This is a genomic window from Streptococcus sp. HMSC064H09, from assembly GCF_001812625.1.
In the GTDB taxonomy this organism is placed as follows: domain Bacteria; phylum Bacillota; class Bacilli; order Lactobacillales; family Streptococcaceae; genus Streptococcus.
This window is the reverse complement of the sequence record NZ_KV809589.1, coordinates 1-217: the sequence shown is the minus strand read 5'-3', so window position 1 is coordinate 217 and position 217 is coordinate 1. Positions and strand designations below refer to the sequence as shown.

The window sequence follows — 217 nt, the reverse complement described above, 5'->3', positions numbered from 1 at the left end:
TTTAAAATGAAAGGAGAATTATCATGGAAAAGAAAGTACATTTTAAACTTCACAAAGTTAAAAAACATTGGGTAACTATTGCAGTGACAGGACTTGCTTTGGGATTGAGTTTTGCAGGACTCAGCTACGCTTCAGCTGAAGAACAACCTACACCTGTTAATGAAGCAACTGTTGAAGCCATCATCAAAGAAGGCGCTATTGACGTTGAGGCTCCAGC

At 39.2% G+C, this 217-nt stretch carries 1 protein-coding gene; it reads left to right on the top strand.

Features of this window, described 5'->3' with window-relative positions:
* Nucleotides 1-23 precede the first annotated feature (23 nt).
* Nucleotides 24-217 (top strand): KxYKxGKxW signal peptide domain-containing protein (locus tag HMPREF2867_RS07125; RefSeq protein WP_141751000.1); only part of this gene is annotated, 194 nt, incomplete at its 3' end.